At 62.1% G+C, this 21,190-nt stretch carries 17 protein-coding genes and 1 tRNA gene; 3 read left to right on the top strand and 15 right to left on the bottom strand.

Translation table 11 applies throughout. The features are described 5' to 3' along the window. Nucleotides 1–60 precede the first annotated feature (60 nt). Complete coding sequence (locus tag GRI69_RS09470) at nt 61–1,080, bottom strand: lytic murein transglycosylase (RefSeq protein WP_160728039.1); 1,020 nt, start codon at nt 1,078–1,080, stop codon at nt 61–63. A gap of 128 nt (nt 1,081–1,208) precedes the next feature. Between GRI69_RS09470 and GRI69_RS09465 the strand changes: the two genes are divergently transcribed. Beyond that, nucleotides 1,209–1,298, top strand: a tRNA-Ser gene (locus GRI69_RS09465). Between the two features lies 1 nt (nt 1,299). Here the strand turns inward: GRI69_RS09465 and GRI69_RS09460 are convergent. From GRI69_RS09460 to GRI69_RS09440, 5 genes are all read right to left on the bottom strand, one after another. After that, nucleotides 1,300–1,479 carry a hypothetical protein gene (locus GRI69_RS09460; protein WP_160728038.1) on the bottom strand — a complete coding sequence of 60 codons (180 nt, stop codon included), beginning with the start codon at nt 1,477–1,479 and terminating at the stop codon, nt 1,300–1,302. 98 nt (nt 1,480–1,577) lie between these two features. Continuing rightward, nucleotides 1,578–3,434 (bottom strand): cation:proton antiporter domain-containing protein, encoded by a 1,857-nt coding sequence (locus GRI69_RS09455; RefSeq protein WP_160728037.1) that lies wholly within the window; start codon nt 3,432–3,434, stop codon nt 1,578–1,580. 28 nt (nt 3,435–3,462) lie between these two features. Then, on the bottom strand, nt 3,463–4,878 hold the full coding sequence (gene lpdA / locus GRI69_RS09450) for a dihydrolipoyl dehydrogenase (protein WP_160728036.1): 1,416 nt from the start codon (nt 4,876–4,878) through the stop codon (nt 3,463–3,465). 274 nt (nt 4,879–5,152) lie between these two features. Beyond that, the gene (locus GRI69_RS09445; RefSeq protein ID WP_160728035.1) at nt 5,153–5,557 is read right to left on the bottom strand and encodes an acyl-CoA thioesterase; all 405 of its coding nucleotides are present in this window, start codon (nt 5,555–5,557) and stop codon (nt 5,153–5,155) included. Nucleotides 5,558–5,855: 298 nt separating this feature from the next. After that, nucleotides 5,856–7,181 carry a pyruvate dehydrogenase complex dihydrolipoamide acetyltransferase gene (locus GRI69_RS09440; protein ID WP_160728034.1) on the bottom strand — a complete coding sequence of 442 codons (1,326 nt, stop codon included), beginning with the start codon at nt 7,179–7,181 and terminating at the stop codon, nt 5,856–5,858. A 129-nt stretch (nt 7,182–7,310) separates the two neighbouring features. Here GRI69_RS09440 and GRI69_RS09435 point away from each other — a divergent pair, with 129 nt between their 5' ends. Next, a complete protein-coding gene (locus GRI69_RS09435) occupies nt 7,311–7,763 on the top strand; it encodes a universal stress protein (protein ID WP_160728033.1) in 453 nt (150 codons plus the stop codon). Here the strand turns inward: GRI69_RS09435 and rnr are convergent. The 9 genes from rnr to radA form a co-directional block, all read right to left on the bottom strand. Then, nucleotides 7,760–10,057 carry a ribonuclease R gene (gene rnr, locus GRI69_RS09430; RefSeq protein WP_419957069.1) on the bottom strand — a complete coding sequence of 766 codons (2,298 nt, stop codon included), beginning with the start codon at nt 10,055–10,057 and terminating at the stop codon, nt 7,760–7,762. The two genes, GRI69_RS09435 and rnr, sit on opposite strands and share 4 nt — an antisense overlap. Before the next feature lie 21 nt (nt 10,058–10,078). Then, the gene (locus tag GRI69_RS09425) at nt 10,079–11,437 is read right to left on the bottom strand and encodes a M20/M25/M40 family metallo-hydrolase (RefSeq protein WP_160728031.1); all 1,359 of its coding nucleotides are present in this window, start codon (nt 11,435–11,437) and stop codon (nt 10,079–10,081) included. A gap of 36 nt (nt 11,438–11,473) precedes the next feature. Next, nucleotides 11,474–13,015 (bottom strand): proline--tRNA ligase, encoded by a 1,542-nt coding sequence (proS, locus tag GRI69_RS09420; RefSeq protein WP_160728030.1) that lies wholly within the window; start codon nt 13,013–13,015, stop codon nt 11,474–11,476. A 46-nt stretch (nt 13,016–13,061) separates the two neighbouring features. Beyond that, nucleotides 13,062–13,616, bottom strand: coding sequence for a polyhydroxyalkanoate synthesis repressor PhaR (gene phaR, locus GRI69_RS09415; RefSeq protein WP_160728029.1), 555 nt, complete (start codon nt 13,614–13,616; stop codon nt 13,062–13,064). A gap of 71 nt (nt 13,617–13,687) precedes the next feature. After that, entirely contained in the window at nt 13,688–14,725 is a 1,038-nt protein-coding gene (alr, locus tag GRI69_RS09410; RefSeq protein WP_160728028.1) for an alanine racemase, read from the bottom strand. 7 nt (nt 14,726–14,732) lie between these two features. Next, nucleotides 14,733–16,394, bottom strand: coding sequence for an MFS transporter (locus tag GRI69_RS09405; RefSeq protein ID WP_160728027.1), 1,662 nt, complete (start codon nt 16,392–16,394; stop codon nt 14,733–14,735). A gap of 35 nt (nt 16,395–16,429) precedes the next feature. Continuing rightward, complete coding sequence (locus GRI69_RS09400) at nt 16,430–16,720, bottom strand: iron-sulfur cluster assembly scaffold protein (RefSeq protein ID WP_237453028.1); 291 nt, start codon at nt 16,718–16,720, stop codon at nt 16,430–16,432. A gap of 134 nt (nt 16,721–16,854) precedes the next feature. Beyond that, nucleotides 16,855–17,400 (bottom strand): CvpA family protein, encoded by a 546-nt coding sequence (locus tag GRI69_RS09395; RefSeq protein WP_160728026.1) that lies wholly within the window; start codon nt 17,398–17,400, stop codon nt 16,855–16,857. Between the two features lie 34 nt (nt 17,401–17,434). Next, nucleotides 17,435–18,799: a DNA repair protein RadA gene (radA, locus tag GRI69_RS09390; protein ID WP_160728025.1), complete on the bottom strand. Its 1,365-nt coding sequence runs from the start codon at nt 18,797–18,799 to the stop codon at nt 17,435–17,437. Between the two features lie 72 nt (nt 18,800–18,871). On the opposite strand from radA, the gene GRI69_RS09385 reads away from it, so the two are divergent. Continuing rightward, nucleotides 18,872–21,187: a patatin-like protein gene (locus GRI69_RS09385; RefSeq protein ID WP_160728024.1), complete on the top strand. Its 2,316-nt coding sequence runs from the start codon at nt 18,872–18,874 to the stop codon at nt 21,185–21,187. Nucleotides 21,188–21,190 lie beyond the last annotated feature (3 nt).

Genomic DNA, 21,190 nt, shown 5'->3' with positions numbered 1-21,190 from the left:
GCTATAGCCCCGCGTCCCGCCATTGGCGAGAGGCGGGAGCGTCTTTCCCCGATCGCCGGGTTAGCGCGTGATTTCGTCAGCCAGCAAGCCGACGCTCATCGCATAGTAATTCGAACAATTATACTCAAGGATCACACGGTAGTTGCTCGTAAGGAGCCATGCGGGGGTGCCTGGGCCATCGGGCTGGAACAGTGTAACGAGAGTGTCGTCTGCCAGAGGCTGTTGCGGCTGCACACCCAGGGCGCGCCATTCCGCTGCGGTCTTGTACTGGCTGTGCCGCTCGTGAACTCGCGGACATACAGGTGCGACGAGATCTGTCCGGTAACGATCCACATTGAAACCAGAAGGAACATAGGCACGGACTCCCCAAGGCTGCCCTTGGCGCCAGCCTGCATCGCGGAAATAGTTCGCGATCGATGCCAGTGCATCGGCGCTGTTATTCATGATGTCGGCACGACCGTCGCCATCGCCATCCGCGGCAAGCCGCAAATACACACTGGGTAGGAATTGCGGATTGCCGAAGGCACCGGCCCAGCTTCCCTGAAGCTCGCCGCGGGAATATCCCTTGTCGGCAACCTTCATGAGATCAACCCATTCGCCGGAGAAAAGTTCGCGGCGCCGCCCTTCCCATGCCAGCGTTGCAAGAGCCTGCGACAGGTCGAAGCCGCCCTTTACTCTGCCATAAGCCGTTTCGTGACCCCAGATCGCGACGATGACCTCGCCCGGGACACCGTATTCACGCTCCACGGCAGAGAGGGTGCTGCGCCAATTGGCGAACTCCCTGCGCCCGCCGTTGATCCGGGCTCTATCGACATGCGTCGCGATGTAGGGAGCCAGAGGCGGATAGCCCGATCCACTCGATGAACCAGGCTGCGACTGATCGAGCTCAATGACACGCTGACTTGGCGCTAAGCCTGCAGTCATTCTCTGGATCGTCGCTTCGCTGACACCCTCGGCACGTGCTCGAGCCATAAGCAACTGCATATAAGCGTCGAAAGACATATCCTGAGCAGCCAGTGGAGCGGCTGGTAGCCCGAGAAGCATTGCGCTGGCGAGAGTGAGTAGCTTTCGAAATTTCATGAGTGTGTTCTTGCAGGCCCTAGATGAATGGCAAATGTCATAGAGCCTTACGCTGGGAGGCAGAACGGGGTTCCGACAAGTCGCAGGTGACATTCCAATTCGATTTGGCTAGCCCGCTTTCCGCTCGCGGACAGGTGGCAGAGCGGTTGAATGCACCGGTCTTGAAAACCGGCAAGGGTGCAAGCCCTTCGTGGGTTCGAATCCCACCCTGTCCGCCAGCTATTCCGCCTGTTTTGGAACGATGAGCGAGCCGTCGCGCCGATCCGGGCGAGGATAGTCCTGCGGCTTCACGCTCGACTGATTCTTCAGCGCGATGTGGTCTTCCGTCAATCCGCCGTCACGCGTCGCTTCGTCATCCTCATCAAGGCCCTGCGGCTCATCCAGAATTTCGTATTCCATTGAATTAACTCCTCGAAAACCAAACGGTTGTCGGGGAGAACGGCGCCAGACCATGCGACCAAGCGTTAGCGGCCAGCGCCAAATCGCACGGCGGCGGATTAATGGCCCTCGCGCTTCAAGATGGCATCCATCTGTTCGCGCAGTACCGGGTCCCAGTCCTTACGCAATTCCTTGACCCTCGCCATCAAGGGTTCGTTTTCGTCATAGGGGATATCAAGCCGATAGAGATTGGCGACTTCGGGCATGAACTTCCTGTCCATGTCCTCGAACGCATCCTTTGCAGCCATCGCCTGCTGGCGGGTCATCCCCAGCGCCTCGTAGGCGGAGCGTCCCATGCGCAGGCTGCTGTCGTAAGTCTCGCGGATGACGTCGCGGCAGCCATAGGCCCAAAGCACGTATACATGATTGCGGTCGATGGCGCGTGCGGTGACATGAACCTGAGGATGGTTCTGGATCACGTGCTTCACGAGCCGGTCGATCTGCTCACGCTCGTCGAGAGCGACCACTAGCAGCTTTGCCTTCTCGATCCCCGCCGAATGCAGCAGGTCGGGCCGCGTGGCATCCCCGAAATAGGTGCGGAACCCGAACTTGCGGCCGATTTCGAGCTGCTTGCTGTCGTAATCGATCACCGTGGTCGAGTAGCCCGCCGCCTGCAGCATCCGGTCGACGATCCCGCCGACGCGCCCGCGCCCAGCGATGATGACCGGGTTCTCTTCCTCGATCGTATCGGCCTCGCGCCCTTCCCCTTCGCAGAGCGCGTGGGCGATGACCTTGTCGTAGAGGATGAAGAGCAGCGGGGTCACCAGCATGGTCAATGCCACGACCAGCAACAGGAGGTCGGCCAGCGCGGCGGGGAAGACGGAATTGCCAACCGCAAAGGCGATAAGGACGAAGGCGAACTCGCCGGCCTGGGGCAGACTGAGGGCGAAGAGCCAGAGAGCCTGTCTGCGAAGACCGTATAGCCACCCTACCGACAGCAGGACGGCGAATTTGGCGGCGATGATGATGGCGGCCCAGAAGAGCACGCTGCCCCACATCTCGCTGGCCAGTGCGAAGTCGATCCCCGCGCCGACGGTGATGAAGAAGAGCCCGAGCAACAGGCCCTTGAAGGGATCGATGTCGCTCTCGAGCTCGTGGCGGTATTCGCTTGTCGCGAGGACCACGCCAGCCACGAAAGCACCGAGGGCAGGCGAGAGGCCGACCAGCGACATGAGCAGTGCGATACCGATCACCACTACCAATGCTGCGGCGGTGAAGAGTTCGCGCAGGTTTGCAGCTGCGATGTATCGGAACAGCGGCCGGATCGCGAAAATGCCGATGGCGATGACTGCCGCGACGGCGGCGATGCGCGATACGGCGGCAAGCCAGACGGGCATAGGTTCGGTCAGGTCTATTCCGCCATGCCCTCCGCCCCCGTGAGCAGCCCCGCTTCCATAGAGGTCTGGCATGGCGAGCAGCGGCAGCAATGCCAGGATCGGGATGACGGCCACGTCCTGCACCAGCAGCACGGAGAAGCTGGCCTCCCCGCCCTCGCTCTTCAGCAGGTTCTTTTCGGTGAGCGTCTGCATGATGATCGCGGTGGAGGAGAGCGCCAGAACCATGCCGATGGCCAGCGCGGTCTGCCACGGCTGTGCATCGAGCAGCGCGATCCCGGTGATCGCCAGCGTAGTCAGCAGCACCTGCCCTCCGCCGAGCCCGAGCAGCTTGCCGCGCATCGCCCACAGGCGTTTGGGTTCCATCTCCAGGCCGATGATGAACAACATCATCACAACACCGAACTCGGCAAAGACCTGCAGCGCCTCCACATCGACACGCAATGCGCCGAGAAGCGGGCTGATCGCCATTCCGGCGAGCAGATAACCGAGCACCGAGCCAAGCCCGAACCGGCTGGCCAGCGGCACCGCCACCACCCCGGCAATCAGGAGGACGAAAGCGAGTATCAGGAAACTGGTCACTGGTGTCTCGCCCTCCCCCGTTCAGGCGTCAGATATGCAGCGCCCGCCCGTAGCTCGCAAGCACGCTTTCGTGCATGCTTTCGCTGATGGTCGGATGCGGGAAGACCGTCTGCATCAATTCGGCCTCGGTGGTCTCCAGCGTCTTGCCGACGACGAAGCCCTGGATCATCTCGGTCACTTCCGCGCCGACCATGTGGGCGCCCAGCAGTTCGCCGGTCTTCGCGTCGAACACGGTTTTCACGAAGCCTTCCGCCTCGCCCAGCGCGATAGCCTTGCCGTTGCCGATGAAGGGGAAGGTGCCTGCCTTCACTTCGTAACCCGCTTCCTTCGCCTTGGCTTCGGTCAGGCCGACGCTGGCGATCTGCGGGTGGCAATAGGTGCAGCCCGGGATGTTGTTGCGGTCGAGCGGATGCGGGTGGACGTCCTTGTTACCCAGTTCCTTGGCGATGGCCTCAGCGGTGGTGACGCCTTCATGGCTGGCCTTGTGCGCCAGCCATGGTCCGGGCGTGCAATCGCCGATGGCCCACAGGCCCTTCGACTTGGTGCGTCCGTAGTCGTCGATCTGGATGAAGCCGCGGTCCATTTCGGCCAGCTTTTCGAGGCCGATATTCTCGGTGTTCGGAACGATGCCGATGGCGACGATGCAGTGGCTGAATTCGGTTTCCGAAGTCTTGCCCTTCGCGTCCTTGATCTTGGCCTTCACGCCGCTGTCCGAAACCTTCAGGTCTTCGACGCCCGCGCCGGTCATGATCGTCATGCCCTGCTTGGTCAGGTTCTTTTCGAGGAAGGCCGAAACATCCTTGTCTTCCACCGGCACGATCCGGTCGAGCATTTCGACCACGGTCACGTCGCAACCCATGTCATTGTAGAAGCTGGCGAACTCGATGCCGATCGCGCCGCTGCCGATCACCAGCAGTTTCTTCGGCATCTCGCTCGGCGTCATCGCATGGCGATAGGTCCACACGCGCTTGCCGTCCGTCTTGGCGAAGGGGAGGTCGCGCGCCCGCGCTCCGGTGGCGACGATGATGTGCTTGGCGGAGAGCTTTTCCTCGCCCTTCTCGCCTTTCACGGTCAGGCTGGTCGGGCCGGTCAGAGTGCCCTCCCCCATATGCACCGCGATCTTGTTCTTCTTCATCAGGTGCGTGACGCCCTGGTTCAATTGCTTGGCCACGCCGCGGCTGCGTTTCACCACTGCTTCGAGGTCGGCTTCGATTTCGCCCGCGATCTTCAACCCGTAATCCTTCGCGTGCTGGGCATAGTGCAGGATCTCTGCCGAGCGCAGCAGCGCCTTGGTCGGGATGCAGCCCCAGTTGAGGCAGATGCCGCCCAGCAGTTCGCGTTCGACGATGGCGGTCTTCAGCCCCAGCTGCGCGCAGCGGATCGCCGAGACATAGCCGCCGGGTCCGGAGCCGAGAACGATGACGTCGTATTGGGTGTCAGCCATGATTCGTACCTGTCAGTTGCGTGTTCGCCCGAGACATGGACCGGGTGTTACACCGTCCAGGGGCAAAAGAAGTCGGCTTGCGCGTATCAGCGTCGGCTTGCCGGGAATTGGTGTCGGCTTGCGGGGCAAGCATGACAGTTTGGCGGCCGCGACTGTCGGCTTCGCAAACCGCCGTGTCAGCTCGGCGATAGCGACTGGCTCTGGTCGCCAAGGTGAGGGATCCGCAGGTCATCACCGCAGTCATGCCAGAAGGTCCGCCGTGTAGGACAGCCGATCAGCCATTGTCGTTCTCGCGCTGGCGCGACAGCGTGGCTTCGCGAACCGGGCGCGGGCGATCTTCCTCGTCGAGCAGGACGAATTTGAACGTCCCTTCGGCGACGCGCGTGGTCACTTCGCTGTTCCGCTCGCGCGAAATGGCTTCGACCTGTACGGTCATCGAGGTGGTGCCGGTGGCCGTGACCTCGCCGAAGACCGAGAGTTCGTCGCCCACAGCCATTGCACCGGGAAAGGCGAAATCGCTGGCGGAGACAACCACCGCCTTGCCCTGCCCCAAGCGGCTGGCGAGCGAGCCTGCGCCGAGCGCCATCTGGCTCATCAGCCACCCGCCGAACACCCCGCCATAGGGGTTGGTGTCGGCAGGCATGGCCGTGACGCGGATAAGGGGGGAGCGGTCAGTCATCCTAAAGTTACTTGAGTACCAAACGCCGCAAGAAGCAGGCCCATGCCCCCAATAATTGCCGTTGCTAGAGATATGCCGAAGAGTGTGCGGCTATCAGATTTGCGGAGCGCTACTGCCAGACCTACTGCAAGAACGCCCCATGCAGGGACTAGCCAAGACATCGATCCGAACTCGGCGCTAACCGCACTACTTCCCGCAAGAGCCACCATGATGGCCGATATCAAAAAAGTAGCCCCGCCGAGCCAAAGGAGGAACACCGCTAGGGCGCCCCCCGGAAGCTGTTGCAGTTCCCTGAAGCTCACACCACCAGCCCCATCGGGTTTTCGCACAGCTGCCGGAACGCCTCCATCAGCTGCGCGCCGTCTGCGCCGTCGATGGCGCGGTGGTCGAAGCTACCGGTGGCGCTCATCACCGTGGCGACACCGAGCGCGCCGTCGATCACATGCGGGCGCTGCTCGCCCGCGCCGACCGCGAGGATCATCGCCTGCGGCGGGTTGATCACGGCGTCGAACTGCTTGGTGCCGAACATGCCGAGGTTGGAGAGCGAGGCGGTGCCGCCCTGGTATTCATGCGGCTGCAGCTTGCCGTCCTTTGCCTTACCTGCCAGTTCCTTCATCTCGGTACTGATCTGGGCGAGGCCCTTCCTGCCCGCATCGCGGATGATCGGAGTGATAAGGCCCGAAGGCGCGGCAACCGCGACCGAGATATCCTCGCGCGTGTACTGATACAGTTCATCGCCCTGGAAGCTGACATTACACGCCGGGACTCGCTGCAGCGCGCGGGCAAGCGCCTTGATCAGCAAATCGTTGACCGACAGCTTCACGCCGTCCGCCTCGAGACTCTTGTTGAGCTCGCCGCGCAGTTTGAGCAACGCATCGAGGCGCACGTCCACCGTGAGGTAGATATGCGGTATGGTCTGCTTCGCCTCGGTCAGGCGCTTTGCGATGACCTTGCGGACATTGTTGAGCTTCTGCGCTTCGTAAGGCGCATCGAGATCGCCGCCCTGCGTCGCAGCCTTGGCCGGAGCCGGTGCAGGCGCCGCGGTATCCTTCGCCGGAGCGGCGCCGGGCTTCGCGCCCTCGACATCGGCCTTGACGATGCGGCCATTCGGGCCGGAACCGGTGAGGGTCGAGAGGTCGATGCCCTTCTGCTCGGCAATGCGGCGAGCAAGAGGCGAGGCCTTGATGCGTGCGCCGCTGTCGTCTTTCGGCGCGGCTGGAGCCTTGGTGCCATCATCCTCGGCTACGCGCGCGGGTTCAGCGCTTTCGCGAGGTTCTGCCTTAGCCGGCTCGGACTTCGCTTCAGGCTCGGCGGCGCCCTGTTTCTCATCAGGTTTCTCGTCGCCCGAAGGCGCAGCCTTGGCGGCTTCTTCAACGTCTTCGCCCTCTTCGGCGAGCATCGCGATAACCGTGCCGACCTTCACGCCCTCGGCGCCTTCCTCGACCTCGATCGAGGCGATGGTGCCTTCATCCACCGCTTCGAATTCCATCGTCGCCTTGTCGGTTTCGATCTCGGCCATGATGTCGCCGGCGGAAACGGTATCGCCCGGCTTTACCAGCCATTTGGCGAGCGTGCCCTCTTCCATGGTGGGCGAAAGGGCGGGCATCTTGATCGGCGTGGGCATGTTCTGACGTTACGTCCTCGCTGGGGAGAGTGTTCCGCGCGTCTCTGGCCAATTTGCCGCGCGCCCGCAAGGTCCTTGCACAGAATACGAATTAGCCTGTAACCGGTGCGCGGAAAGGGAGCCGGGGACATGCGCATATATCTGGTCGTCATGGACGAGACGGAAGAGGCCAAGCAGGCGCTCCGCTTCGCCTCCATGCGTGCGATGAAGACGGGCGGTTCGGTCCATATCCTCGCGCTGGTGCCGCAGCAGACCTTCAACGCCTTTGGCGGCGTGCAGGCCACCATCGAGCAGGAAGCGCGCGAGCGGGCCGAGGTCATGGCCAATAATGCTGCGGGCAACATCTTCGGCGAAATGGGCAAAATGCCGGTGATCGCCGTACGCCCGGGATCGCCGGCCGATGTGATCGCCAAATATCTCGAGGAACACGGCTCCATCGCGGCGCTGGTGCTGGGCACCGCCAAGGAAGGCGGCAAGGACCCGCTGGTCGCGCACTTCGCCGCACATGCTGCCAGCCTGCCCTGCCCGCTCTATCTCGTGCCGGGCAACCTCACCCGTGAACAGTTGGACGAACTCGCCTAACGCTTCTTCCCGCGGCCCTGATGGCGGATGTTCTTGGGCCTGCCGCGTTGCCCCTGGGCATATTTCTGACGCGGGGCGCCCTTATCCTTCTGGAGCGGCTTTTTCTTGGGCGGCGGGCGATGGCCGCGCTTCTCGATCGGTGCGCCTTCGCTGTCGGGTATCTCGAATTTGAGCGCGCCGGTCAGCGGGTTGGATTCGGCCAGCTTCAGCTTGAGCCGGTCGCCCACGGCATAAGTCGTGCCGGTGTTTTCGCCGACAAGTTCGCGCGCACCCTCGTCATAGCGGAAATACTCGCGGCCCAGTGTCGAGACGGGGACGAGGCCGTCACCGCCCAACTGCTCGATGGTGGCGAAGAAGCCGAAGCCCTGGACGCCGGTGATGCGGGTGTCGAACACTTCGCCCACGCGGCCAGAAAGCCATGCGGCGACATAGCGGTCGATGGTATCGCGCTCCGCTTCCATGGCGCGGCGCTCGGTCTGGCTGATCGCATCGGTGATCTGGTTGAGTGCAGTGCGGTCCCGGTCGGACAGGCCGCTGTGGTCGGGAATATCGCCTTTTGGCTTTGGCTGTTCGAGCTTGTAGGCATCGACCAGTGCGCGGTGGACCAGAAGGTCGGCATAACGGCGGATGGGCGAGGTGAAATGCGCATAGCTGCCCAGTGCCAGGCCGAAGTGCCCGGCATTGGCAGGGCCATAATAGGCTTGCGTCTGGCTGCGTAGAACCGCCTCCATTATCAGCGCCTTTTCAGCGGGTTCCGAAATGTCCTTGAGCATGCGGTTGAAGAGACCGGGGGTAATGACCTGCCCCATGGCGAAGGACCGGCCCTGACTCGCAAGGTATTCCTTGAACGCGGTCAGCTTCTCGCGGCTCGGCGTTTCGTGGACACGGTAGACCACCGGCGCGGCCTTTTCCTCCAGCGCCTTTGCCGCAGCGACATTGGCGGCAATCATGAAGTCCTCCACCACGCGGTGCGCATCGAGGCGTTCGCGCACGGCGATTTCCTCGATCACGCCTTCGTCGTTGAGGCGCACCTGGCGCTCCGGCAGTTCGAGATCGAGCGGATCGCGGGTATTGCGGGCCTTGAACAGCAGGTCCCACGCACCCCAGAGGTTCTTGAGGTTTTCGTCGGCGTTGCCATCATCGATGGCCTTCTGCGCGTCCTCATAGGCGATGTTCGCCGCGAGCTTCACGATAGCGCGGGTAAAGCGCCAACTGGTGATCTTGCCATCGGGCGCGATGCGCAGGTGGCATGCCATGGCTGCGCGGTCTTCACCCTCGACCAGCGAGCAGACGTCCGCGCTGAGGATTTCCGGTAGCATCGGCACGACGCGGTCGGGAAAATACACGGAGTTGCCGCGCTTTCGCGCTTCGCGATCGAGCTGGCTTCCGGGGCGGACGTAGAAGCTGACGTCGGCAATTGCGACGATGGCGTTGTAGCCCCCTTCCCCGTCCGGCTCGGCCCAGATCGCGTCGTCATGGTCGCGCGCGTCGGCAGGGTCGATCGCCACGATGGGCACGCCGCGCAGATCTTCGCGCTTGCCCTCGCTCAGCGACAGCTCCGAAACGGCCTGTGCCTCCGCCAGTGCCTCTTCGGGGAAGATGTGCGGGATACCGTGCTTGGCGATGGCAATCAGGCTGAAGCTCTTGGGCGCCAGCGGATCGCCGATAACCTCGACCACCTTCACCGCAGAGCGGGCCGACTTGCCGGCCTTTTCCGCGAGCACCAGTTCACCCTCTTCCGCACCGCCGAGATCGGAAATGGGCGAGGAATTGCGCACACGCTTGTCCACCGGCGCAAGCCACGGCTTGCCGCTACCGTCGAATTCGACGACGCCCATCAGGCCTTCGGTGCGGGCGGGCAGTTTCTTCATCGGGTGGGCGATCCACCCGCGCGGTTTTTCTTCGGTCCGCGCCAGGAAGCGGTCGCCGCGCTTGAGCGCTGCCACCTTCTTGCTTTCCTTGACCGTCAAACGCGGCGGGTTCTCGTTGCTGTCGGGGTCCCAGCTTTCGGGCACGGCGATGGGTTCGCCGTCCTCGATCTCGAGAACCTTGAGCACGGTCACCTTCGGCAAGCCGCCCATCTGGTGATAAGCGGTCTTCCTGCCGTCGATCAGGCCTTCTCCGGCCATATCCTTGAGGCGCTTCTTCAGCGCGATCTTTTCCTGCCCCTTGATGCCGAAGGCCTTGGCGATTTCCCGCTTTCCGGCCGGCTTGTCGGAGGTCTGGATGAATTCGAGTATTTCGGTCTGGGAAGGAAGCCCCTGCTTCCTTCCGGTTCTGTTCTGTCTTGTCATGCGCGCCATATGGGGATGCGCTTACTCGCTGTCATCCTCTGGCGCCGCTACTGGTGCGAATTGGCCAGCGGGAACGGCACTGGAGACGGGCCCCATGACCCCGCTTTCGCCCGTAGCACTGACCCCGAAAATCCAGTCGTCCCCGCGAACGCCTTCGAGCCGCGCGTTGGTGGCAACCACGTTCTCGATCACCGGCTCATCGCGCCAATAAGGCTCGTCCGTCCGGCGCTGCCATACGGTGTAGCTCACCGCCCCGGGAACCTCGCTCCAGCTGACGTCGGTGAAGGTCTGTACAGCCGCCTCGGCGGTGGATGCTGGCGGAGCAGGCGAACGAGCCAGCTTCTCGAGCGCCCGGATGTTGAATTGCGTCACCTTTGCGAGGTAGGCGAAATCCATCTCGTCGGCCGTGTCTCCGTAGACGATCCCGTCTTCGGTGCGCAGATCCTGATGCTGATGTTCGTAATCCTCGACCGCCACTGCGATGCGGATCGCAGGATAGCCCTTTTCCATGAAGGGAATCTGGTCGCCGCCCCGGCCCATCCGGTCGACCCGCCAGATTTGCCGCACGTCGAGCCCGCCTTCGGTCTCGCTGGCGAGGTTATCGAGCCAGCGCGAGAGATTGCGGCTCGGGCTGTCGTTCTCCCCGCCCTCGCGCCGCTGCGCAGCGCGGATGGTGTCGGTCAGGTCGGCGCGCGGCCCCTCTGAGAACACGCGCACATGGTCGGGAGCGCAATATCCGTCGCTCCCGCAGCTGTTGCCGACAACATCGTTGTTGAGCACGGCCTTCACGTCCCAGCCTTGTTCCTCGGCATAATCGGCCATCAGACGTCCGCCGAACAGGCCCTGTTCCTCGCCCGATAGCAGGGCGTAAACGATGGTCACAGGATAGCTGCTGCGCGAAAGGTTGCGGGCGGCCTCCAGAACCAGCACCGTGCCCGAACCATCGTCGTTCGCGCCGGGCGCATCGCTTTCCCAATCCATCACATCGGTTACGCGGCTATCGATATGCGCCTGGACGATGATGACCTCGTTCGGACGTTCGGTGCCTCTCTGGATGGCCACCGCGTTGCGGATACGGGTCGGCCGAGGCAGGCGACCACCTTCGGGTTCCGTGCGTTCGGGCGCGACGACTTCGAGGCAAGAGCCGCAATCTTTGGAAATCCGTCCGAATTCGGCGAGCCCCCAATCGACCGCAGCCCCGATGCCGCGTTCAGGATTGTCCTGTTCCGACAGGGTATGCCGAGTGCCGAAACCCACCAGCGTATCGATATCGGCTCGCAGCCTGTCTTGCGACACGCCAGCAGCGGGATCGGGCGGTGCAGTTTCCTGAGCGGCGAGCGGGAATGCGACGAGGGCGACAAGCGGGATGAATTTTCTCATTCCCCCTGTGTCGAACAGAACTGCCGTCAGATCAAGCTAGTAGGCCTTTGCCAACAAAACGCGTTCCACCGCCGGTTCGCCGGTGAAGATACAGGTCCCGTCCACCGGTATCGCATCCAGCGGCACATTCCGGATCGTGAGCTTGTGTTCCTTGAGACGCTCGACGATCTTTTCGAGCGCCTCGCCGGTCGGCTTCGACCACTGGACCTCCATCCAGCCCGGATAGCGGGAAGCGGTGAAGTGTTTCTCGACATCCGCGAATTCGGTCACGCCCCGCGTGATGTTGGCGTCGCGGTGTTCCTGCGCCTGCGTCAGCAAGGCATTCTGCATGTCCGCGAGAACATCGGGAATGGTTTGTCCGGCCACTTCCCGCGTCGGGGTCTGGAAAGCGGGCTTGCCCGTTTCTTCGTCCCAGAGCCGATCTCGGCGGAGCATGGAAACTACGCCATTTTCCATATCCCGTCCGCCTACCTCGACGATAATCGGGGCGCCCTTCCGGACATAATCCCAGCGCTTCTGCGCCGCCTTGCCGGGGCGCGTATCGAGCAGGACACGCAGTGGTTCGCCCATGACCTGCTGTGCGGCAAGCGTGGTGCGCAAGGTCTCGCAATAGTCGATCAGGTCCTGGTCTTCGGGCCTTTCGCGCAGCATGGGCAGGATCACGACCTGCTGAGGCGCGATCTTGGGCGGAAGGCGCAAACCGTCATCGTCGCCATGAGTCATGATGACGCCGCCGACCATGCGGGTCGAAACGCCCCAGCTGGTGGTATGCGCGAGGCTTTCGCTGCCCTCGCGGTTCTGGAACTTGATGCCCGAAGCCTTGGCAAAATTGGTGCCCAGATAGTGGCTGGTGCCGGCTTGCAGTGCCTTGCCATCCTGCATCATCGCCTCGATGGACCATGTCTCGACCGCGCCCGGAAAACGCTCGTTCTCCGGTTTCTCACCCGGTATCACTGCCAGCGCAAGATCCTCGTCCGCGAAAGCGCGATACACTTCGAGCATGGTCAGCGTGTGTTCTTTTGCCTCGGTTTCGTCAGCATGGGCGGTATGCCCTTCCTGCCAGAGGAATTCGCTGGTGCGCAGGAACATGCGGGTCCGCATTTCCCAGCGCACGACATTGGCCCACTGGTTGAGCTTGAGCGGCAGGTCGCGCCAGCTCTGCACCCAGCGCGCCATGGCATCGCCGATGATGGTTTCCGAAGTCGGACGCACAACCAGCGGCTCTTCCAGCTTCGCTTCGGGATCGGGGATCAGCCCGCCATCCTTGCCCGCGATCAGGCGGTGATGGGTGACGACAGCCATTTCCTTGGCGAAACCTTCGACATGCTCCGCCTCCCGCTCGAAATTGGAAAGCGGGATGAAGATCGGGAAATAGGCGTTCGAATGTCCGGTCGCCTTGATCCGATCGTCCAGCAGGCGCTGCATCCGCTCCCAGATGCCATACCCCCATGGCCGGATCACCATGCAGCCGCGTACGCCCGATTCCTCGGCCATTTCGGCGGCGGAGATGACTTCCTGGTACCAGGCGGCGAAATCGTCGGCGCGGCGGGCGGTGAGGGCATGGCGAATCTGGGCCAAGGGTATTCCTGTATCTTGCTGGAGGACGGCGGGCGCGCCGATGCAATTAATTCGAAAGCTCGTCCAGCTTCTTCTGCATCGCCGCCATTTGCTCGCGCATCTGGGCGAGTTCGTCCTTCTCGCCCTTCTTCGGCGAATCTGCAGGCTTGCGGGTTGGCGGAATAAAAACCTCGGCTGCGTTCTGCATCATCTTGAAATTGGCTTCGGCCATCTTGGCCAGCGGATTTGCCTCGATACCCTTGGCAAACGCCGTTTGCAGCTGTTCGCGGTTCTTGCGGAAGTTCGCCATGCTCGCTTCGAGATAGCTGGGCATCATCGACTGCATGGAATTGCCGTACATCGAGATCAGGTCGCGCAGGAAGCTGACCGGCAGCAATTGCTGCGCGCCGCTGCTTTCTTCCTCGACGATGATCTGGGTGAGGATCGTATGGGTGATATCCTCGCCCGTCTTCGCGTCCAGCACCTGGAAATCGACGTTCTCGCGGACCATTCGGGCAAGGTCGTCGAGGGTGATATAGCTTGATGTATCGGTGTTGTAGAGCCGCCGGTTGGCATATTTCTTGATGATGATCGGTTCGCCCTCGGCGGTCCGTTTAGCCATGATGCGCGCTCTCCCCATTGTGCGATGCAGCCACGCTTAGCACTTGCACAATGTGCAGCGCAACACGTGTCTCAACGCTGGAATCGGTTGCCGAGTACCGTAAGCAGTTCGTATTGTGAAACAGAGGTTTGCCGCGCAGCATCGGGAAGGTGGTATGGTAGTTCCACCCAATCCCCCTCCCCCAGTTCGGGAGCATTGCTTAGGTCCAGCACGATCATGTCCATCGAGACCTTGCCGAGGATCGGGAGCATCTTTTCGCCATTGCGAAGGGCGGCCCCGCCCCAGCTCCGCAATATGCCGTCCGCATAGCCGAGGGAGATCACGCCGATCCGCATATTCTGCGGCGCGGTGAAGGTGGCGTTGTATCCCACCGTCTCACCCGTCGAAAGCTGCCGCGTCTGGATGATGGCGGCTTGGGGACGAGCCACTTGCCGAATTTCGCCACCGAGCTCGTGCCGCGGAACCCCGCCGTATAACGACAGACCCGGCCGGGTGAGGTCGAAATGGTAATCGGAGCCGAGTGCGATACCGGCGCTGTTGGCGAAGCTCGCCTCCCTGTGCCGGATGCGCTGAATGGCATCGCGAAAAATTTCGAGCTGACGCGCATTCATTGCGTTGTCTTCGTCGGCGCAGGCGAGATGGCTCAAGAGAACTTGCACATCGAGTTGCTGAACCGAGATATCCGATACTTCGCTCGGAGAGATCCCGAGGCGGTTTATGCCGCTGTCGACCATGAGATGGCATGGCCCGCCGCCGCTCTCCTGCCAGAGCTTTGCCTGCCGAACGGAATCGATCACCGGCCGAACGCCTGTTTGACGGGCATAGGAAGCGTCGCTGGCATCGAACGGACCGTGCAGGACTGCAAGTTCATCTTTCGGCACATGGTTCAGAACCGGTTCGACCTCACTCCAATGCGCGACGAAGAAGTCGCGGCACCCTGCCTCGCGCAAGGTCGGCAGGCATTGATCGACCCCCAAGCCATAACAGTTCGCCTTTACGGCAGCTCCCGCCCTCGCCCGACCGGACAGCCGGTCGAGCGCCCGCCAGTTATGCGCGAGAGCCCCGCGGTCGATATCGAGCCGCAGAGTGGGGGATGGGGGAGAAATCAAGCGGCTGTCACGGAATAGCTGGACCTGTAGGCGGTGCTTGGTGGGAATCCTCGAAATCGCGTGGCGGCCCGCCGGAAAGTCCCCACCAGGCAACGAGCAAGCCGAATCCCACCACCGCCATCGTGTACCACAGCCCCGCGTAGACATCGCCGGTACGCGCGACGATAATGCCGGCAATGAGCGGCAGGAACCCACCCAGATAGCCTGCGCCGATATGGTAGGGGATCGACATCGAGCTGTAGCGGATTCTGGCTGGGAACATTTCGGTAAGCAGCGCAGCGACCGAGCCGTAGGTCAGGGCCGAAAGCATTCCCATCACAAGTATCAGCGCCCCGATGCCGAGAATATTCGCCATGGGCGGAGTCTGCTTCGCAAAATCGAATCCGCTCTCGCCGAGAGCCGACTGGATACCATCGCGGCGCGCGGCTGCATCCTCCAGCCAGCCCGCTTCGATTGCCACCGGCTCTCCGCCAACGGTAAGCGCGAGATCAGCTCCCGGCTCGACGCTGTATGCGACGCCGCTGGCGGTAAGCGTCTCGAGCACCTTTCCGCAACCGGTCTGCTCCTCGTCGAACAGTTCGGCGAAGGGATCGGTGGTACATTGCTGGCCCGTAACGACGACCGGGTTCTCGCTGGCCGCCCGGGCAAGCCCGGGATTGGCCAGACTGCCCATCGTCCAGAAGATCGGGAACAGGAGCGCCAGCGTGGCGATGGCGCCGATAATGATCGGCTTCTTGCGCCCCACCCTGTCGGACCATTTACCCACGATCAGATAGAAACTCATCGAGATGAAACCGGCGATCAGCAGTATCCATTCGACCGTGCTTTCGTCCACCCGCATATCTCGCCTCAGGAAGCTGAGCGAGGAGAAGAAGGCGGTATACCAGATCGTCGTCAACACGCCCGTGATGCCGAACAGCGCCACGAAAATACGCTTCGGATTGCCGGGATAGGTCAGGCTTTCCTTGAACGGATTTGCGCTCGTTTCACCGGCCTCTTTCATGGCCTGGAAAACCGGGCTTTCGGAAAGCTTCAACCGCATCCAGAGCGAAATGCCAAGAAGCGCGATCGAAAGCAGGAACGGCACTCGCCAGCCCCACTCGGCGAATTCTTCTGCCGGGATAACAGCGCGACATGCCAGCACGACGAGGATGGACAGGACGAAGCCTCCCACCACGCTAGCCTGGATGAAGCTGGTGTAAAATCCGCGCTTCTCCGGGGGCGCGTGCTCGGCGACATAGATCGCCGCGCCGCCGTATTCGCCCCCAAGCGCGAGACCTTGGAGGATGCGCAAGCATATGACGATGATCGGCGCAGCAAGCCCGATGCTCGCGGCGCTAGGTATCATGCCCACTCCGGCCGTCGCGATGCCCATGAGAGTAACGGTGACGAGAAAGGTATATTTCCGGCCCAGCCTGTCACCTAGATAGCCGAAGAGGATCGCACCAAGCGGACGGAAGCCGAAACCCACGGCGAATCCGGCCCATACGAGAAGGATCTGCAGTGTCTCGTTGCCGCTGGGAAAGAAGGCTGCGCCGATCAGTCCGGCGAGCGTGCCGTAGATAAAAAAATCATACCATTCGAAGATCGTGCCCGCACTGCTCGCGGCAATGACCAGTCGGATTTCCTTCTCAGTCGGTTCCCTCTGCAAGCCCTCTGCAGCCGCCATTTTTCAAGTCCCCTCTCTTGAACGCCTGAGCGGATTTAGCGTGGGCCAACGCCATTGGAAAGCGCGTCCAGCGCGGCCTTCCACGGTAGGGCGATGGCGCCATGGCGGCCCGGATAGTCGCGTGCCGGTTCGATCTGCTGAATATCGGGCCAATCCGGCAATGGCGAATTCCCGGCGAGCCAACTTTCGATCTGCGCCAGGGAAACCGCGAGGTCCTTTTCACTTCTACCAGCGCAATGGCGCACGAAAATCGCCGCGCTTGCCTGACCGACCGCGCAGGCCGAAATTTTCAAGCCGACATCGGTCAAATCGATTTCGGAAGACATACGCAGACTGCTCCCGCACGTGCGCGAAAGGGCCTCCCCCAAGCATGGGGCTGAAGGGTCGAAGGGATAATCGGCCAACTCCACCGCAAGGGCGAGCAACTGCGGGGAATATAGCGCAGCGCCTGTCCTGCCGTTCACTCTGCCCCTGCTTCCGCGGGCTCCGCTGCCGCAGGTTCTTCACCGAGCAATTTGGCGCGGCGCTGCGCCAGCACTTCGACCAGCGAACGCGAACCGGCATCGACCAGCTCGTAGCTGCGGGCGGTAGTGATCCAGACCGGCCGACCGCGGTAGTCCCAGACCGTATCGTAACCCAGTACCAACACCGAGAACGCGATCACGACGATCAGCATTCCCTTGAGCGACCCAAATCCGAAGCCCAGGACGCGATCTATAGGTCCGAGGACGGAGCTTCGAGACGCCTTGCCGACATTGTTCGCGATCACCTTCATCGCCGCGTAGGGAATGAGCAGGAGGAAGGTGAAAGCGAGCACCGAAGTGGTTACGCTCGAGCCGAGAAAATCCTGCATTGTGAGAGTGAGCGGCGTATGGAGATAGCGGATGGCGAACGCGGCCAGAATCCAAGCGCCCAGGGACAGGACTTCTTGCAAGAATCCCCGCAAGAAACCGCCGACTGCTGCAACACCCACGATAAGCAGGACTATGAGATCGAAACCCGTCATAAAACCCTTATAACCCCAAGGGGTTTTGGGTGTATTAACTGCTCATCACGCGGTCAACGAGGTTTGCCAGTTGTCCCACGCCCACATATTCCAGTTCCGCCGAGCCGTTCTTGGCATCGGGCGGGCCGAAACCGCGATCAAAACCCAGCTTTGCTGCCTCACGTAATCGCACGCCTCCATGAGCCACGGGCCGGACCTCTCCGGCCAGACTCACCTCGCCAAGCCACGCGCTGCGGCTAGGCAGTGCCTTGTCGGCCAGCGCGCTGACCAATGCGGCTGCCACGGCAAGGTCTGCCGCAGGATCGGACAACCGGTATCCGCCGGCCACGTTTAGATAAACTTCGGCCGAACTGAAGGATAGTCCGCAGCGCGATTCCAGCACGGCAAGCAACATTGCCAGCCTGCCGGTGTCCCAGCCAACAACAGCTCGGCGGGGAGTGGCTCCCGATTGCAACCTCACGATCAATGCCTGTATCTCGACCAGCACCGGGCGCGTGCCCTCCATTGCCGGAAATACCGCGCTGCCCGCCATCGGTTGCTCTCGGCCCGAGAGGAACAGGAGGGAAGGATTGTCCACCTCCTCCAGCCCGTCACCTTCCATGGCGAAGACACCGATCTCGTCGACCGCGCCAAAACGGTTTTTGAGCGCTCGGAGAATCCGGTACTGGTGGCTGCGCTCCCCTTCGAAGCTCATCACTACGTCGACCATGTGTTCGAGCACGCGCGGGCCGGCGATGCTTCCGTCCTTGGTAACGTGGCCGACAAGTACGAGAGCGACGCCAGTTTCCTTGGCATAGCGAATCAGTTCGAATGCGCACCCGCGGACCTGGCTTACAGTGCCGGGAGCGCCCTCGATCGTGTCGGAATGCATGGTCTGGATCGAATCGATAACCAGCAGCTTGGGCGCATCCATACGCCCGAGCGTAGTCAGGATATCGCGCACACCCGTCGCCGCGGCGAGTTTAACCGGTGCGTCCGACAGACCGAGCCGCGCCGCACGCATACGCACCTGCCCGGCAGCTTCCTCGCCGCTAACATAGACCACGCCATGCCCTTCGCGGGCGACCTTGGCCGCCGCCTGCAAAAGGAGCGTCGATTTGCCGATTCCCGGATCGCCGCCCATCAGGATTGCGCTCCCCGGCACCAATCCGCCGCCCAGCGCGCGGTCGAATTCCGCGAGACCCGTTTTCTGACGCACGGGCAGTTCGCCGGGCTTGTCGAGGTCGACGAACTCGACTGCCCTGCCACCACTCGATAAATCGTGCTTCAACGAGAACACCGTGGCCGGTGCGTCTTCGACCAGCGTATTCCATTCCGCGCAATCGGCGCATTGGCCCTGCCAGCGGTGTGATACTGACCCGCAGGCCTGACAGACATAGCGTTTCTTGGGTTTGGCCATGGGCGATTCACTAACAGAACATTTGCAGAACGCAATTGCCTTGGGCGGCCATGCTGTGCAGAAGGTATCGCAATGCGGCAGAAGGAACTCAGGATTGCGCTCGTCTGTTACGGCGGAGTCAGTCTGGCGATCTATATGCACGGGGTCACCCGTGAATTGTGGCAGTTCGCCCGGGCCAGCCGCGATTTTCACGCTGGCGGTCCGGATCGTGACGGCGTCCATTCGGTTTACCGGGATATCCTCGAACACATTCAGGAGCATCACGAGCTCAAACTGCGCGTCATTCCCGATATCATGAGCGGCGCGAGCGCGGGCGGGATCAACGCGATCTTCTTGGCCCAGGCCGTGTTTTCCGGTCAAAGCCTCGAACCACTCACCGATCTCTGGCTGGAAGTTGCGGATGTCGATGAACTGACCCATCCCGATGCGAAACTACGCTGGTCGGGCAGCAAGATCTGGGCGCAACCATTGGCGAGTTGGTTGCTCAATCGTCCGGGCAACGAGATTGCGACGGAAGTGGCAGCGGAAACCCGTGACGAGGTCCGACGCAAGGTGTCCCACCTCATCAGAGGCCGCTGGTTCGAGCCACCGTTCTCGGGTCTCGGCTTCTCCAAACTGCTTGAACGCGCACTAACGGCGATGTCAGAAACTGAGCCGGAAGCTCCGCTTTTGCCACCGGGCCACCCGCTGGACCTCTATGTGACGACCACCGACTTCCATGGCTATCTGGAAACGCTGCATCTCCATAGCCCCCCGGTGGTGGAGGATAGCGAGCACCGGTTGCCGATCGCGATCCGGAGGAAAGCGCGCTACGCCGGCGGCGAAAATCTCGCCCACCCCCTCGAGCTGGTATTCGCGGCCCGAGCGACCGCGAGCTTTCCCGGTGCCTTTCCGCCCTTGCAGGTGGCGGAAATCGATCGGCTTTCTTCGGAGTCCGGGCGGCCCTGGGATTCACGGGACGAATTCCTCGAACGGATAATGCCGGCGCATGTGATGCGGGACACAGTTTCCAATGTGTCCTTGATCGACGGTTCGGTGCTTGTGAACAAGCCTTTCGCAGGAGCGATGGCCGCATTGCGGGGACGGCCCGCCCAGCGCGAGGTCGATCGGCGGTTCGTCTATGTCGATCCTCGCCCCGACCGCTTCAGCACCCGCCGCACGCAAGGACATGCGGAAGTCGGTTTTTTCTCGGCCATCTTCGGCTCGCTGTCCACGATCCCGCGCGAGCAGCCGATACGCGACAATCTCGAACAGCTCGAACAGCAGAGCCGCGAAGCCGAAAGGCTCGGCAGGATTATTGCCGCCCTACGTCCGGAAGTCGAACGAACGGTGGAGAGGTTGTTCGGCTACACGCTGTTCCTCGACAATCCCACGCCCAAGCGGCTCAAGGCGTGGCGACAGAAGGCACAGCAGGCTGCCGCCGAACAGGCAGGTTACGCGTTCCACTCCTATGCGCAGAGCAAACTGAGCGGGATCGTGACGCGGCTTGCCAAGCTGGCCTGGGAAGCATCACCGCCGCTCCACCTCACAGACCATGCACCGATTTCCGAAATCTTGCGCGAGGAGTTGCGCCGCCGCGGCCTCGACAGCCTCGGCGCGCCCAAGGGTGGCGCGACACCGGAAGCGATCCTGTTCTTTCGCGAACACGACATCGGTTTTCGGATCCGCCGCCTCCGCCTTCTGGCCCGGCGGCTTGCCCGCGACTGGGAAGCCGACCCGGAAATTCCGGACGAAGCGCTGGAGGCTGGCCGCGACGCGATATTCACTATCTTGGCAATGTATTTCGAGAAGGAGGGCCTACCCGCGCTTGGTGACGAGTTCGAGAAGATCGCTGCGGACGCATTAGCCAATCCCGGCGCCCTGCTCGACCATGTCGAGGCAAGGCGTCTCCTGCCGGAGATCGATGAACGCGCCGAAGAACTACTGGCGGAGGCACTTTCAGCCATGCCGGCAAATCTCAAGCGGCGTATCCTGTTCGCCTATCTCGGCTTCCCGTTTTACGATGTTGCCACGCTGCCCCTGCTCCGCAACGAAGGGCTGACCGAATTCGACCCGGTCAAGGTGGATCGTATCAGTCCTGACGATGCCAGAAGCATTCGCGAAGGCGGTACGGCCGCCACCTTGCGCGGTATCGAGTTCTACAACTTCGGAGCCTTTTTCAGCCGGGCCTACCGCGAAAACGACTATTTGTGGGGGCGCCTTCACGGGGCCGAGCGAATGATCGATCTCGTCTTCTCGACACTGGAAGGAAAGGTCGACGACGCCGCAGTGAGGATTTTCAAGCGCCGGGCCTTTCTCGCCATTCTGGACGAAGAAGATGCCGCTCTGCGCTGCGGCAAAGCCCTGATCGATCAGATCAGAGGCGAGGTTCTTGAAAGAATGGCCTGACGG

Source organism: Qipengyuania vulgaris (assembly GCF_009827325.1).
GTDB lineage: Bacteria > Pseudomonadota > Alphaproteobacteria > Sphingomonadales > Sphingomonadaceae > Qipengyuania > Qipengyuania vulgaris.
The sequence above is the reverse complement of the archived record's forward strand: the minus strand, read 5'-3'. Positions and strand labels throughout refer to the sequence as shown.

What these genes read in the sequence shown, in the direction of transcription:
- GRI69_RS09435 (WP_160728033.1), top strand. Translation starts at nt 7,311, where the DNA reads ATGCGCATATATCTGGTCGTCATGGACGAGACGGAAGAGGCCAAGCAG.
- GRI69_RS09445 (WP_160728035.1), bottom strand. Translation starts at nt 5,557, where the DNA reads ATGACTGACCGCTCCCCCCTTATCCGCGTCACGGCCATGCCTGCCGAC.
- GRI69_RS09460 (WP_160728038.1), bottom strand. Translation starts at nt 1,479, where the DNA reads ATGGAATACGAAATTCTGGATGAGCCGCAGGGCCTTGATGAGGATGAC.
- GRI69_RS09395 (WP_160728026.1), bottom strand. Translation starts at nt 17,400, where the DNA reads ATGACGGGTTTCGATCTCATAGTCCTGCTTATCGTGGGTGTTGCAGCA.
- GRI69_RS09440 (WP_160728034.1), bottom strand. Translation starts at nt 7,181, where the DNA reads ATGCCCACGCCGATCAAGATGCCCGCCCTTTCGCCCACCATGGAAGAG.
- GRI69_RS09470 (WP_160728039.1), bottom strand. Translation starts at nt 1,080, where the DNA reads ATGAAATTTCGAAAGCTACTCACTCTCGCCAGCGCAATGCTTCTCGGG.
- lpdA (WP_160728036.1), bottom strand. Translation starts at nt 4,878, where the DNA reads ATGGCTGACACCCAATACGACGTCATCGTTCTCGGCTCCGGACCCGGC.
- radA (WP_160728025.1), bottom strand. Translation starts at nt 18,799, where the DNA reads ATGGCCAAACCCAAGAAACGCTATGTCTGTCAGGCCTGCGGGTCAGTA.
- rnr (WP_419957069.1), bottom strand. Translation starts at nt 10,057, where the DNA reads ATGACAAGACAGAACAGAACCGGAAGGAAGCAGGGGCTTCCTTCCCAG.
- GRI69_RS09405 (WP_160728027.1), bottom strand. Translation starts at nt 16,394, where the DNA reads ATGGCGGCTGCAGAGGGCTTGCAGAGGGAACCGACTGAGAAGGAAATC.
- phaR (WP_160728029.1), bottom strand. Translation starts at nt 13,616, where the DNA reads ATGGCTAAACGGACCGCCGAGGGCGAACCGATCATCATCAAGAAATAT.
- GRI69_RS09425 (WP_160728031.1), bottom strand. Translation starts at nt 11,437, where the DNA reads ATGAGAAAATTCATCCCGCTTGTCGCCCTCGTCGCATTCCCGCTCGCC.
- GRI69_RS09385 (WP_160728024.1), top strand. Translation starts at nt 18,872, where the DNA reads ATGCGGCAGAAGGAACTCAGGATTGCGCTCGTCTGTTACGGCGGAGTC.
- GRI69_RS09400 (WP_237453028.1), bottom strand. Translation starts at nt 16,720, where the DNA reads ATGTCTTCCGAAATCGATTTGACCGATGTCGGCTTGAAAATTTCGGCC.